This is a genomic window from Rhizobium sp. WYJ-E13 (genome assembly GCF_018987265.1).
Lineage (GTDB): Bacteria > Pseudomonadota > Alphaproteobacteria > Rhizobiales > Rhizobiaceae > Rhizobium.
This window is the reverse complement of sequence record NZ_CP076853.1, coordinates 637642-650719: the sequence shown is the minus strand read 5'-3', so window position 1 is coordinate 650719 and position 13078 is coordinate 637642. Positions and strand designations below refer to the sequence as shown.

General features: G+C 61.3%; 10 protein-coding genes and 1 pseudogene. 8 read left to right on the top strand and 3 right to left on the bottom strand.

The annotated features are described in order from the left end of the window. Window positions 1-13: 13 nt before the first annotated feature. Window positions 14-1210 (top strand): adenylate/guanylate cyclase domain-containing protein, encoded by a 1197-nt coding sequence (locus tag KQ933_RS03175; RefSeq protein ID WP_216757352.1) that lies wholly within the window; start codon window positions 14-16, stop codon window positions 1208-1210. Between the two features lie 39 nt (window positions 1211-1249). Here KQ933_RS03175 and KQ933_RS03170 read toward each other — a convergent pair whose 3' ends face one another. Then, window positions 1250-2137: a branched-chain amino acid aminotransferase gene (locus KQ933_RS03170; protein WP_216757351.1), complete on the bottom strand. Its 888-nt coding sequence runs from the start codon at window positions 2135-2137 to the stop codon at window positions 1250-1252. A 248-nt stretch (window positions 2138-2385) separates the two neighbouring features. On the opposite strand from KQ933_RS03170, the gene KQ933_RS03165 reads away from it, so the two are divergent. Beyond that, window positions 2386-3426, top strand: a complete 1041-nt coding sequence (locus KQ933_RS03165) for a zinc-dependent alcohol dehydrogenase family protein (RefSeq protein WP_216757350.1) — start codon at window positions 2386-2388, stop codon at window positions 3424-3426. A 107-nt stretch (window positions 3427-3533) separates the two neighbouring features. Further along, window positions 3534-4448 carry an adenylate/guanylate cyclase domain-containing protein gene (locus tag KQ933_RS03160; protein WP_216757349.1) on the top strand — a complete coding sequence of 305 codons (915 nt, stop codon included), beginning with the start codon at window positions 3534-3536 and terminating at the stop codon, window positions 4446-4448. Window positions 4449-4492: 44 nt separating this feature from the next. Here the strand turns inward: KQ933_RS03160 and KQ933_RS03155 are convergent, their stop codons facing one another. Beyond that, window positions 4493-5311 carry a sugar phosphate isomerase/epimerase gene (locus KQ933_RS03155; protein ID WP_216757348.1) on the bottom strand — a complete coding sequence of 273 codons (819 nt, stop codon included), beginning with the start codon at window positions 5309-5311 and terminating at the stop codon, window positions 4493-4495. 285 nt (window positions 5312-5596) lie between these two features. On the opposite strand from KQ933_RS03155, the gene KQ933_RS03150 reads away from it, so the two are divergent. The 5 genes and pseudogenes from KQ933_RS03150 (at window position 5597) to zwf (ending at window position 12708) form a co-directional block, all read left to right on the top strand. After that, window positions 5597-6061, top strand: a complete 465-nt coding sequence (locus tag KQ933_RS03150) for a cupin domain-containing protein (protein WP_216757347.1) — start codon at window positions 5597-5599, stop codon at window positions 6059-6061. 754 nt (window positions 6062-6815) lie between these two features. Then, entirely contained in the window at window positions 6816-9164 is a 2349-nt protein-coding gene (locus KQ933_RS03145; RefSeq protein WP_216757346.1) for a PBP1A family penicillin-binding protein, read from the top strand. A 176-nt stretch (window positions 9165-9340) separates the two neighbouring features. Continuing rightward, a pseudogene (gene tam, locus KQ933_RS03140) lies at window positions 9341-10110 on the top strand (trans-aconitate 2-methyltransferase). A gap of 221 nt (window positions 10111-10331) precedes the next feature. Then, the gene (locus KQ933_RS03135; protein ID WP_216757345.1) at window positions 10332-11012 is read left to right on the top strand and encodes a hypothetical protein; all 681 of its coding nucleotides are present in this window, start codon (window positions 10332-10334) and stop codon (window positions 11010-11012) included. A gap of 187 nt (window positions 11013-11199) precedes the next feature. Further along, on the top strand, window positions 11200-12708 hold the full coding sequence (gene zwf, locus KQ933_RS03130) for a glucose-6-phosphate dehydrogenase (protein WP_216757344.1): 1509 nt from the start codon (window positions 11200-11202) through the stop codon (window positions 12706-12708). Window positions 12709-12741: 33 nt separating this feature from the next. On the opposite strand, the gene KQ933_RS03125 is transcribed toward zwf, so the two are convergent. Next, window positions 12742-13044: a hypothetical protein gene (locus tag KQ933_RS03125; RefSeq protein WP_253958265.1), complete on the bottom strand. Its 303-nt coding sequence runs from the start codon at window positions 13042-13044 to the stop codon at window positions 12742-12744. Between the last annotated feature and the right edge of the window lie 34 nt (window positions 13045-13078).

Genomic DNA, 13078 nt, shown 5'->3' with positions numbered 1-13078 from the left:
GGAGGAGAACACCATGACCAACCTGCTCGACATTGATTATCCCGTTGAAACCAGAGCTCCCGCGCGCAGCGGCAACACCACTGCCGTGTTCGACCTCATCGAATGGCTGACCGGCGACGAATGCCATGCCCTCGACGAGGCCGGCCTCGTCTCCGGTCTCGGGCGCCGCCTGCGGGCGCTCGGCGCTCCCGTCGATCGGCTGACGCTGCATCTCATGACGCTGCACCCGGAATTCATCGGCCGCACCATCGCCTGGGCACCGGGCGAACCGGTGGAGATCCATGACCGCGAGCATGGCGCGCGGCTCGCCATCGCCAATACGCCGCTGCACAAGGTTTTCGAAACGCGCGAGATGCTGATCGCGGGGCCGGGCAAGAGCCCGCATGGCCGTTGGCAGCATCTCGACGTCTTCACCGGGCGCGAGCTTGTGCAATTGATGATCGCCCCACTCTGCAATGCCGACGGTCCGGTCAGCGCCGCCATCTTCGGCACCAAGCGGCCAGGCGGCTTCGCGGCCTCCGAAATGCAGGTCATCGAACGCATCCTGCCGGCGCTGCGCAATACCAGCGAACTCCGCATCCTGCGCCAGGTCGAGCTCAGCCTGCTCGACACCTATATCGGGCCGATGACAGCAAGCCGCATCCTCGCCGGCCGCATCCGCCAGGGCGAAATCGAATCCATGCAGGCGGCCCTCCTGCTTTGCGACCTGCGCGGCTTTACCGAACTCTCCAACCGCCTGCCGGGCGAAACGGTGCTTGGGCTATTGAACGCCTATTTCGACCGGGTCATTCCGCCGATCACCCGGGAAGGCGGCGAGGTGCTGAAGTTCATGGGCGATGCAGTGCTCGCCTTTTTCCCAGGCTATGATGCGGCCAGCACCTGCAACGCGGCGCTTTCGGCTGCGCGGGCGATCCTCGAAGCGCTCGACGGCTTCAATCATGACGGCATCGGCGCCAAAGCCGGTATCGCATTGCATTATGGCGAGGTCAGCTATGGCAATATCGGTTCCGGCCGGCGGCTGGATTTCACGCTGATCGGCGGCGACGTCAATCTCGTCAGCCGCATTCAGGGGATGTGCAGCGAGCTTGGGGAGGCGCTGCTGATGTCCGAGGCGTTTTTCGAGGAAACGAGGCCGGAGGATGCGGTGTCGGTGGGAAGCCATCGGTTGAAGGGCTTCCCTGACGGGGTTGGGTTGTATGGCTTGAGATAGTCAGGATGCAGCTGCCGTGCACTCACGGCAGCTGTCCTGCTACTCATCGCTCGCCGAACGGCCGTATGCCCAGTCCATATAGAGCTCCAGCGCCTTGCGGGTGACCGGGCCTTCCTGAAAATTATGGCCGTCGAGCCTGTTGACGCCGACAACCTTGGAATAGTTGCCGCTCGTGAAGATCTCGTCGGCGCCCATGAAATCCTCGACCGACAGTGTCGCCTCGCGCACGTCGAAGCCGGCCTTGCGTAAGAGGCCGATGACGCGCTGGCGGGTGATACCGGCAAGGAAGGTGCGGTTGGCGACCGGTGTGAAGACCACGCCGTCCTTGACCATGAAGACGTTCGAGGAAGCGGTTTCGGCCACGTTGCCGTTCAAGTCGCGCATCAGGGCATTGTCGAAGCCGCGGCTTCTTGCTTCGGCGATCGCCCGGCCGCTGTTCGGATAGAGCGAGCCTGCCTTGGCATCCGTCGTTGCGGTTTCCGGCGTCGGGCGACGATAGGGCGAAACGGTGAGTGAAGAGCCGCCATGGCCACCCATTGCCGCTTCGAACAGGCAGAGCGCAAAACGGGTGGATTCGCCGTCGACGGTGACGACACTGCCTGCCGAGCCGTGCTCGCCCCAATACATCGGCTTGATGTAGATCGGCGTCTTGCCGTCGAATTTCTTGACACCTTCCCAGGCGAGCGCCTCGATCTCTTCTGCCGTTTTGACCGGTTTCAGGCCCATGGCGACGGCAGAGCGGTTGATGCGCTGGCAATGCAGGTCGAGATCGGGTGCAATGCCATCGAACCAGCGGGCGCCGTCGAAGACGGTGGAGCCGAGCCACATGGCGTGCGAGGTCGGCCCGATCAGCGGCGGGTTGCCGGCGATCCACTCTCCGTCGACATAGGTCCAGGTGGTCGTGCGGGGTGACGTATCGACGGGCATTGCGGCTCTCCTTGTGAAGTCGGCAAAGCAAAATCCTCACTGCCGGGGACGGTCAAGCGCAAATTGACGGTTGAAACATCGAAGCAAGAAAATGCCGGAGACCGCGTTACGATTGAAATATTGATGCGCGTGTCCTGGTGCTAAAACGATGGCTCCATAAAAGAAAATGATCGAAAGCCGACTGGATGGATGCCACCGCAGCATGCCATCATGGAAGAAGACACGCATGCCGGCTCAGGAGAGAACAGATGAAAGCCATGTATTACGAAGCCTTCGAACAGGCGCCTGAGATCCGCACCGTGCCGGACCCGACGCCTTCGGAAGACGGCGTGGTTATCAAGATCGGCGCAACCGGGCTTTGCCGCAGCGACTGGCATGGCTGGATGGGACATGACCCGGATATCCGCCTGCCGCACGTCCCGGGGCACGAGCTTGCCGGCAAGATCGTCGCGACGGGCAAGGGCGTGGTGCGTTTCAAAGTTGGCGACCGCGTGACCGTGCCTTTCGTGTCCGGCTGCGGCCATTGCGCCGAGTGCCATTCCGGTAACCAGCAGGTTTGCCCCAACCAGTTCCAGCCGGGCTTCACCCATTGGGGCTCGTTTGCCGAATATGTCGGCATTGATTATGCCGATACCAATCTGGTTCATCTGCCCGAGAGCGTGGACGATGCGACGGCGGCAAGCCTCGGCTGCCGCTTCGCCACCTCTTTTCGTGCGGTTGCCGACCAGGCGCGCACCGGCCCCGGTGAATGGATCGCGGTGCATGGCTGCGGTGGAGTGGGGCTTTCGGCGATCATGATCGCCAGCGCGCTTGGAGCCAATGCGATCGCCGTCGATATTTCCGAGGAGAAGCTTGCCTTTGCGCGTGAATGCGGAGCGGTGGCCACGATCAATGCCTCCTCGGTTGTCGATGTGGCGGAAGCCGTGCGTGAGATCACCAAGGGCGGCGCGCATGTCTCGATCGATGCGCTCGGCCATCCCGTCACCTGCTTCAATTCGATCAAGAACCTGCGCCGGCGCGGCCGGCATGTGCAGGTGGGGCTGATGCTGGGCGAGCATTCGACGCCGCAGATCCCGATGGCGCAGGTGATCGGCCACGAGCTGGAAATCTATGGCAGCCACGGCATGCAGGCCTGGCGCTATGATGCCATGCTCGCGATGCTCGCCGCCGGAAAGATCGCGCCGCAGAAACTGATCGGCCGGTGCATCAGCCTTGCCGAAGCCGTGCCAGCGCTGATGACACTCGACAAGGCCGAAGGCACGGGAATCAGCGTGATTACGCAGTTCTAGAAATGTGGGACGGCTGTTCGCACCAGTGCGGATTACCGGAAGCAAGATTGCGATCACACCTATAGGTTGAAGAATCCAGCAGCATACCCGCCTCGATGGGGGATTTCATGAGCGAGACACAACGCAAGCTGACGACGATCTTTGCAGCAGACGTGCAGGACTATACGCGCATGATGGGCGAGGATGAGGAAGGCACGCTCGCCATGCTCAAACACTATCGCGATGCCATGTCCCGGCTCATCGCATCGCATGGCGGGCGGGTGGTCAACACATGGGGCGATGGGCTGCTTGCGGATTTCCCGAGCGTCGTGGAGGCGGTACGGGCGGCGATCGACGTGCAGAACGAGCTTGCCGGCAAGAATGCGGCGCGGCCCATGGACGGGCGCATGCTCTTTCGTATCGGAATCAATCTCGGCGACGTCATCGTCGAAGGAGACGATATCTATGGCGACGGCGTCAATATAGCCGCGCGGCTGCAAACCTCGGCGCCTGCCGGGGGCATCGTGATCTCGAATACCGTCTACGATCAGGTGCGCAACAAGGTGGCTGTTGGATTCGACTTTCTGGGGGCACTGGAGATGAAGAATGTCGCCGATGCCGTGCCGAGCTATGTCGTGCGCATCGGCGATCTCGGAATTCAGCCGCAGGAGCCGACAACCTCTCCGGATCGTTCCGTCGAAATGCCGGCGCCAAGGCCGGCCCCGGCCCTGCCGCCGCGCGGCCGGCTGCGTAAGCTCGCCGGCATCCTGGCCGTCATCTGCGCCATGCTCGTCGTCATCAATATTGCCACTTGGGAAGGCGAGTTCTGGGCCGTCTGGCCTCTGCTTGCCTTCGCCTTTTTCGCGGCCATGATATGGGTGCGGATGCAGGGCCGGTTCGACCAGCGGATTGCTGCACTTGCCGTTGTCGGGATCGGCATTGTCGTTATCAACATGCTGACGTGGCATGGGATATTCTGGGCGATATGGCCGCTTCTCGGCCTCTCCGTCGCCGCCGGCATTCGCTGGGCGATGCGCGACTGAGGCTCGGGATGGCGGCGAGATGATCATCCCGCCGCCTGTTTCTATTATTGAGCGACGCCGAGCGAGGCGAGATACTCGGCCGAAGCGATGATCTTCGACTTGTCCTTGATCTCGATGATGAGGCGCGGATTGCTTTCAAGCTTGGCAAGGGCAGCGAAGATTGCGCGCCAGTTGACGGTGCCTTCGCCCAGCGCCCAGTGGCGGTCGGCATAACCGTCAGCGTCCTGCAGGTGGACGTGGCCAAGGCGGTTGCCGGCGGCATGGACGTAATGATCGACGGGCGGGGCGCCGGTGGAGCCGTGGGCGTAATGCGCATGGCCGGTGTCGATCGAAACGGCGACGGCCGGTGAGTTGAAGCTCTCGGCAAGCGCTACGCGGATATGCGGGTCCTTGTCTTCGATGTTTTCGATGACGATCGTGCAGCCGATTTCCTCGGCGCGCTTTACCGCGTCGCGCATCGTCTGATGGCAGTAGTCGACGATGTTCTCGCGTTCACCGGGATTGTTGTCGAGGTTGTTATAGCCCCAGGTCGTGTAGGGGCTATGGACGACCATGTGCGTGCCGCCGATCGCGGCGCAGACATCAAGGCCCTGCATCAGGCGGCGGGAGACGACGGAGCGGATATCCGGATCCTGCGAGGCGATGATGAAGCCCCAGAATGGGCCATGGATGCCGACGCGGCCCTTGAAGCCGTCGAGCAACTTCCTGGCGCGCTCGGCCCGCGGCGTCCAATCGCCGTTCAGAACGTCGGCATTGATGAAGCTCTGCAGTTCGAGATCGCGGGACTTTTCGAAGAGCCAGTCGCGATGGTTTTCGAGTTCGTCGATCGTCATGGCGGCGCCGACGACGGGAAGAGAAGACATGGGGTTGCTCCGCTGATGGTATGGCCTGATTGGCGGGGAAGGAACGGCGCGTTCTATGCGCCTCTTCTGTGTCGCTGATATTACAGGCCGGTATCGTAGAAACAGCAGCGGCCAACCTGTCGCACTTGCGCAGCGGATACTCCGTACCGATATGTCCGCGATCGGCTTCAGGGCCTGAAAGCACGCAAAAGCCGCGCGTTTGCCGCCTTCCCCGATTTTGCGGCGGTTGCCAAAACGGCCGCGAAGGTCTATCGGACCGCCCCGCAAGAACAAGAAAGAGACATCATGTCCAACTCATTTGTGAAAACAGATGCCCGGACGGAAGCAAAAAGCTTCTTCGTGCTGGGCGACAAGGTCGAGCGACGGGCTCGCCTGACGGGCAATTGGCTCAACATCTTCGATGTGACCGTCGAGCCCGGCGGCAGGACGCCCCGGCATGCGCATGCGAGCCCGGAAGTCTTCCGGATCATCGAGGGTACTCTCACGATCTGGCGGCTGACCGATACCGGGCCGGAAGAGATCCAGGCGAGCGCCGGCGACATCGTCAGCATCGCGCCTTTCATGGTGCACGGCTATTCCAACAACGGAACCGTGCCTGCTATCTTTTCGGCGATCGTCGACCACGACATGGCCGAATTCATCGAGACCGAAGGCGTCACCGAACAGCCGCAAGGCAGCCCGTCACCGGAGACGGTGGCGCGCATGCGGGCAGCGGCAAACGCCCATGGGATCACGATCCTGGCGGCGTGACAGGATCGGTTCTTGCGGCCGATCCCCTCTTCCGAAAACCGTGGGCTGGTGCGAGGAGAGCCGATCCGGCTGCGTCGATTCCCCCGCGCGTCTGCGCTGGATAGCGTTCAGCCCTTTCGAGGCCGCCGAGTGCGGGGCGAGGAACGAATAACTCGCGGTCGCGCGGGCGCCGTTCAAGAGAGATGGCGCTGCTGCGCTGAATGCGCTTGCAGATAACTACAGCCACCGCGTTTGGCTCTAGTCGCAGACGGTCCTGTACCGTACCACGCGGTGGTGATGCCTATATGCGTAGTATCTCTGCGTCCAGCACCGGTCGCCATGGCGATACCTCGGGCGGCCATAGTCGTCATCGTAGGCGTAGCGTGGCGGGTAGCGATAGTACCGTGGTTCTGGGCGATCGTAATAGCGAGGGCCGGTCCCATACTCGAAGTAGATCTGAGAGAATGCGGGCGACGCTGTTAACGCCGTCGCTAAAGCCAACGCTGCGATAATGAACTTTTTCATGTCCTTTTCCGATTCCGATTTATGCGCACTCCATTGCAAGGCAATCTCCCCACGCCTTGAATTTTAATATGTCATCGGCACCGTGTCTGGACACTGGACCTAGGTCCCGCTCGAACAAGGACTTAGGTCCGATGACATAAAGCGGGATCCTCGGCGAACGTGCGACGTGGGCCGTTTTGCGATGGATCATTTGGCATTGCCGCGGTATAAGCGCGCGCTATTTTCGGGAAGAGCATTTTAGCGGTAACCGATGCCAAGTCCTCCCAAATCCTCGACGCAAAGTGCCGATCGCCCAAGCACAGGTGCCGATCAACCGGCAAATGTGGAGCTTCCGACTGACGATGCTCGGGCGCAGACGCCCGCCACGAACCCATTGGAGAAGACCAGTTCATCTCCCCAGGCTGAACAACCGCAACAGCCCTACACGTCCTTCGGCCAAAGCAGACAGGCAGCGCACAACTTACTGCATGCCCTGACTCATGATCTGGGGGTGTGTTCAACCTGGGCCAAGGCCAAGACAGTCGCAGCCGCTTCGCGATTGAGGACGGAATTCAAGGGATCAATTCGGCCGGAAAACACAACAACCATCCGCAATCTTGGCAAGTGGCTCGCGACCGCTCTGGTGAAGGCAGGGCGAGGTGTTCGTGGTCTGTATGCGATGCCCTTCGGAAATCGCCGACGCGCGTCGCTTCATGCGAGACGGTGGAAAATCGCTCTGGGATCGGCCTTTCTTGTCTGCCTCCTCCTGACAGCAAGTGTCCTGGTGTGGGCACTGAAGGACGTCCCCTGGGCCGAGATTCGAGATGGGAGCTTGAAGCCTGTCGTGGTGCTGGAAACCGCTGACGGTGCACCGTTGGTCAGACAGGGGCCGTATCAAGGAGCCTATGCGCAATACAACCAGTTTCCGCCGCATCTGATCGACGCCGTCCTCTCAATCGAGGACCGGCGGTTCATGCATCACTTTGGCATCGACGTCAGAGGGATCGGAAGGGCGCTCCTGCGGAATTTCGAAGCTGGCTCGGTGGTAGAGGGCGGCAGCACGATCACCCAGCAGCTTATCAAACTGCAATATCTCGACAGCGATCGGACAATAAAACGAAAGATACAGGAGGTCGTCATCGCCCTCTGGCTGGAGTGGAAACTCGGCAAACAGGAAATCCTGACACGCTATCTCAACAGCGCCTACCTCGGCGCTGGTGCGACCGGCATGCCTGCCGCCGCGCGGATCTACTTCAACAAGGATATCGGCGCCCTCGACCTGCCGGAATCGGCGATGCTGGCGGGATTGCTGCGGGCGCCGAGCCAATGGAATCCGATCGATAATTTCGAAGGCGCCCGGCAACGCACCGCCGTTGTTCTTGACGCGATGATGGCCAATGGCAAGATCACCAGACCGGAGGCGGAGGAAGCCGAGGCGAGTTTCGCCAAGCTGCATCCCACGACGCCGACACCGCGCTCCGGAAGCTGGTTTGCTGACTGGATTTCGCCGCAGGCGAGCGAGATCGCCGGTGCCTCGCCGGGGTCGACGACGGTGCGCACGACCCTCGTTCCGCGTCTGCAACAGATCGCTGAAAGCGTCGTAAGGAGGGCACTAGACAAGGAAGGAAAGGCTGCGGGAGTATCGCAGGCTGCCTTTGTTGCGATGACACCGGAAGGCGCAGTCGTTGCCATGGTCGGCGGCCGCGACTACAAGGCAAGCCAGTTCAACCGCGCCGTCACGGCGATGCGGCAGCCGGGCTCTACCTTCAAGCTGTTCGTCTACTACGCGGCCCTGAAGGCTGGGCTCACCTTGTCCGATTGGGTTCTCGACGCGCCGATCGACATCGACGGCTGGTCGCCGGAAAATTCCGGCGGACGCTATCACGGCTGGGTAACACTGGCCGAAGCGTTCGCCCGGTCACTCAACGCCGCGACGGTCAGGCTTGCCGATCAGATCGGGCTCGACAATGTGATTGCCGCCGCACGAGAGCTCGGCATTGATGCGCCGCTTGCCAATACACCGTCTCTGGCGCTCGGCACATCCGAAGTAAACCTGCTTGACCTGACCAGCGCCTACGCGTCTGTCCATCTCGGCAAGGCGCCCGTCAGGCCCTGGGGTATCATCGACTTTCAGGCAGCGGGGCAGCCAAAGGCGTTTCGGGTTGGTTCACAAGCTCGGCCGACTGTGGACATTTCGCCCTACCAGTCCGATCTCCTCGGGCTCCTGCAATTGGTTGTCGAGCGCGGCACTGGACGGGGAGCCGACCCAGGGACGTTCGCGGCCGGTAAGACAGGCACCAGCCAGAACAATCGCGATGCCTGGTTCGTCGGCTTCACGAAGCCGCTCGTCGCCGGCGTCTGGGTGGGCAATGACGATGACGCGCCGATGAACGGCGTCACAGGCGGCGCCTTGCCGGCCCGTATCTGGCGGGAGTTCATGCAGGAGGCGATGACCGAGGCTGCGCCGAATGAGGCGCGGTCGACAGGGGCGATGATTGACGGTCAAGGCGCACCGCAGTCCTGCAACATCACTGCCTGCTCCCGCAGCTATCGTTCTTTCCGGCCGTCGGACTGTACTTACCAACCCTATTCTGGCGAGCGGCTGCTTTGCGAAAAGTGATTTTCGCCTCCACGCGAAAGCCCTACCGGACGGCCGATTCGAACCGGATGGGAGCAAGTGGAAATTATCCCGAAATGCATTGTTCGAGTTCGAAGTGGTGAAGCTCGACGGTCGCAACATCGACAAGGTTCGCATCCGCCGCGTCGAGGACGTGGCCTGATATCAGGAGAAAGACGATGGCATGGTCAGCCAGCCAATATGTGAAATTCGAGGATGAACGCACCCGCCCGGCTCGCGACCTGCTGGCCCAGGTACCGCTGACGGAACTCCGCCACGCGGTCGATCTAGGCTGCGGGCCGGGCAATTCGACCGGGCTGATCATCGACCGCTATGGGGCGCAAAACGTGTCGGGTCTCGACAGCGACCTGAACATGCTGGAAGCCGCCCGCAAGCGCCTGCCGGGCACAGCCTTTGTGGAGGCCGATCTTTCCACCTGGCAGCCCACCGAGCCGGCGGACCTGCTCTTTGCCAATGCCGTCTTCCAGTGGCTGCCCAACCATCTCGACATTTTCGACCGGTTGATGGACGGGCTGGCGCCGGGCGGCGTGCTCGCCGTGCAGATGCCTGACAATCTCGGCGAACCGAGCCATCTGGTGATGGAGGAAACGGCGCATGCCGGGCCTTGGAAGACGGCGTTTGAAAAAAGAGCGTTCGGCGCAACGTGCTGCCGCCGCCATCCACCTATTACAGCCGGCTGATCGCCAAATCCTCCCGCGTCGACATCTGGCACACGATCTACAACCACCCGATGGACAATGCCGCGGCGATCGTCGAATGGGTCAAAGCAACGGGCCTGCGGCCCTATCTCGACCATGCCGGCGAAGAGCACCGCGAGACGTTTCTGGCTGACTATCTCGAACGTATCGACCGGGTCTATCCGAAGGCTGCCGATGGTAAGGTTCTGCTCAAGTTCCCGCGGCTCTTCATGGTGGCCGTAAAGGGCTGACCGGGAAATCCCGACGTCCTTGATGCCGGCAGCTGTCCGCGCGATCGCCGCCGGCGGCGCTTTGTCAGTCTCCGCAAGCCACACGCAAAGTTTGAAGCGTAGCGGTTCGCTCTGGGATTTCTCAATCCAGACATGCTTTCGCGACGTTACCAGCGTCGATCGCTATCCATTAAACGCCTTTGCGCCACCACGTGCGGGGGGCCTGACAAAGAGATTTTGAGATGGTTTCTTCTGTTTCCAATATTCGGCTGCAAACGGCGCAGATAGCTCTGCAGGTGATCAAGAGCGGCTCCTCCGACAGCAGTTCCAGCAGCTCGACCGATCATGACTATTCCAGCCTTCCCTCGCAGTCCCGCTCGGCGCTGTCGGTCATGCTCGACAAGATCAACTCCGGCAAGGCTGGATCGACTGATACGTCCGGCAACACCACCGCGAGCACCGATATCACCACCGCCTCCTTCATGTCGCTGCTGCGCCAGAACATGACCGCCGCGGCAGACGCCAAGGGCGAAGGCAGCCAGGAGGCCGCGATGCTTGCCGCCTTCAAGAAGGGCCAGTTGACAGTCACCGATCCGACCCAGGGCGTTTCGATCAAGGCCTGGGATGTCACCGATCCCGAGGAAGCGGATGTCGACCAGAAGAAGGGCACCGCAATCGAGACCAGCGACTGGAACGAATTCCTGCGCGACCATCTGCAGCGCGATTCCCACGGGCGCCTCGTCAGAAGCGAAAACGGCAGCTTCATCGAAAAGGGCACCGGCAACGAAGTCTATTTCGGGCAGGTCGGCACGCAGAATTATTACATCACCTGGCCGGTCAAATCGGAAACGAGCACGGGCACGTCCGATATCCAGACGCCGGCAGCCGATAGCAGCACGGACAAGTCGACCAAGAACAGCTAACCTGCTCTTGCGAAACGGATTTCATCGCGCTTGTTTCCGGGGCTTTGGCCCCGGAGCTGTTTTCAGGGCATAGCGCCGCACCCGTACCGCCCTGTCAAATGCCTGTTATCATTGGGCTGCAGTTCTCTTGCGGTAAAGCGGAAGCGCTTTATATTCGGCCGGGACAATCCAGCAGGAGATGACACGCATGGACGCTCACCCCACACCGCCCGTCACTCTCGTCATCTTCGGTGCCACCGGCGATCTGACACGGCGACTGCTGGTTCCGGCCATCATCAATCTCACGCGCAGCCACCTCGTCGGCAGCGACCTGCATATCCTCGGCGTCGGCATCGAGCCCGGTGACGACGAGTTCCTGCGCAAGCGGTTGGATGACTTTCTCAGCCAGATCCGCGGCGAGGAAGAAACAATAAAGGACGAAGCCTGGGAGAGCCTGCGGTCGCGCATCTCCTATCTGCAGGGAGATTTCACCAGGGATGATATCTTCCTCGAAATCGGCAAGCGCCTCGGCACGACCTGCAATGCAGCCTTCTATCTTGCCGTGCCGCCAAGCTTCTTCGGGCCGATCGTCGAAAAACTTGCCGATCTCGGACTGATGGATGAAAGCGGGGGCTGCTTCCGCCGCGTGGCCATTGAAAAACCCTTCGGCACCGATCTCGAATCCGCCAAGGCGCTGAATGCGCGTATCCTCGCCCGCGTGAAGGAAAGCCAAGTCTACCGGCTGGACCATTTCCTCGGCAAGGAAACGGTGCAGAACCTGATGACGGCGCGTTTCGCCAACATGATGATCGAGTCGCTGTGGAACAATCGCTATATCGACCACGTACAGATCACCGCCTCGGAGACAGTCGATGTCGGTACGCGCGGGAAGTTTTACGATGCGACGGGCGCGCTGCGCGACATGATCCCCAACCATCTCTTCCAGCTTCTGGCGATGATCGCCATGGAACCGCCAAACAGTTTCGACGCCGAAGCGATCCGCAACGAGAAGAGCAAGGTGCTGAAGGCTCTGCGCATTTACACGCCGGAGGAAGCCAGGGCGAATGGCGTGCGCGGTGCCTATACCGCCGGCCCGCTCAACGGCACCGACCTGCCCGCGTATCGCGATACGAAGGATGTTTCGCCCGACAGTAAGACCGAGACCTATGTGGCGCTGAAGCTCTATGCCGATACCTGGCGCTGGGCGGGCGTTCCCTTCTATCTGCGTACCGGCAAGGCGATGACGGCGCGCGATACGGAAATCGTCATCACCTTCCAGCCGGTGCCCTTTGCGCAGTTCCGCGAAACAGGGGCCAACCGCCGCCTGCCTCCGAACAAACTCGTCATCCAGGTGCAGCCCGATGAGGGCATGAGCATGGAAATTTCCATCAAATCACCGGGTCAATCCGTCGATACCGTGCCGGTGGCGCTGGATTTCCGCTATGCCGACAAATTCGACATCAGCAAGACGACCGGTTACGAATCGCTGCTCTATGATCTCTTCATCGGCGACCAGACACTCTTCCAGCGCGCCGATGGTATCGAGGCCGGCTGGGAAGCGGTACAGCCCTTCCTGGACGAATGGGCAAAGGATGACCGCATTCCGGATCCTTATGTCCCGGGTACAATGGGACCTGCCTGCGGCGACGAGCTGATCGAGCGCGATGGCCGCCAATGGCATGAACTGGGCGTGCTTCTGCACAGGAGCGGCAAATAGCCGTTCCTGCTCGCTAATCCGATAGTAATCCCGTCAGCGGCAGGCGGCAGGCAGCGTGTGGTCACGCTCGGCGGTGCGATAGGCACGCGTGCCCGGCTTTGGGCAAGCCGTCCGATCGGGCGGAACGACGACGCGGATACTATCGGTTTCGACCGGGTCGAGCGGAATGGAGATGCCGCCGCCACTCGCGTTGGCGTCCGGCACGGTGCCGGGCGGCATGCCGCCGAAACGGCCGGAATAGTCCATATCACCGAGGGCCTGGGCAAAGGCCGGAGCGGCGAAGCCGAGGAGAATGATCGAAGCTGCTGCAACGACCTTACGAACGACCTTACGCATGACCATATTCCTTCTTATCTGGCCGATATGAAAC

Coding starts and splice junctions, on each gene's coding strand:
- KQ933_RS03175 (WP_216757352.1), top strand. CDS start 14: ATGACCAACCTGCTCGACATTGATTATCCCGTTGAAACCAGAGCTCCC.
- KQ933_RS03170 (WP_216757351.1), bottom strand. CDS start 2,137: ATGCCCGTCGATACGTCACCCCGCACGACCACCTGGACCTATGTCGAC.
- KQ933_RS03165 (WP_216757350.1), top strand. CDS start 2,386: ATGAAAGCCATGTATTACGAAGCCTTCGAACAGGCGCCTGAGATCCGC.
- KQ933_RS03160 (WP_216757349.1), top strand. CDS start 3,534: ATGAGCGAGACACAACGCAAGCTGACGACGATCTTTGCAGCAGACGTG.
- KQ933_RS03155 (WP_216757348.1), bottom strand. CDS start 5,311: ATGTCTTCTCTTCCCGTCGTCGGCGCCGCCATGACGATCGACGAACTC.
- KQ933_RS03150 (WP_216757347.1), top strand. CDS start 5,597: ATGTCCAACTCATTTGTGAAAACAGATGCCCGGACGGAAGCAAAAAGC.
- KQ933_RS03145 (WP_216757346.1), top strand. CDS start 6,816: ATGCCAAGTCCTCCCAAATCCTCGACGCAAAGTGCCGATCGCCCAAGC.
- KQ933_RS03135 (WP_216757345.1), top strand. CDS start 10,332: ATGGTTTCTTCTGTTTCCAATATTCGGCTGCAAACGGCGCAGATAGCT.
- zwf (WP_216757344.1), top strand. CDS start 11,200: ATGGACGCTCACCCCACACCGCCCGTCACTCTCGTCATCTTCGGTGCC.
- KQ933_RS03125 (WP_253958265.1), bottom strand. CDS start 13,044: ATGCGTAAGGTCGTTCGTAAGGTCGTTGCAGCAGCTTCGATCATTCTC.